Annotated in this window: 1 pseudogene; it reads right to left on the bottom strand. The window is 45.9% G+C overall.

Annotated features, from left to right (window positions below):
• Window positions 1-266: pseudogene (locus tag HBA93_RS21550) on the bottom strand (hypothetical protein); the annotation flags it as partial.

Here is a 266-nt window from a genome sequence, read left to right as displayed (position 1 = left end):
CTCATTGGTTTCAACCATCTGTGCGGTAACACCGGTTTCAAAGACTATTTCTGTATTGCCATTCGTAACGAGCGCACGCAGATCAGTGTTTGGCGCTGCGGAAAAAGACGCATCTGAGTAAACAGCAATAAACGGACGACCATCAGTTATACTGATTGTCCCATCATCATTGATGTCAATTGCACCGATTTCACTATCAAGAACATTATCTCCCACCAGAGTGCTGCCTTTAAGGGCAAGAACAGCGGCTGTACGGACAGCAATAC

Source organism: Ochrobactrum sp. SFR4 (genome assembly GCF_019730395.1).
Classification (GTDB): Bacteria; Pseudomonadota; Alphaproteobacteria; order Rhizobiales; family Rhizobiaceae; genus Pseudochrobactrum.
This window is presented reverse-complemented; position numbering and strand designations above follow the sequence as displayed.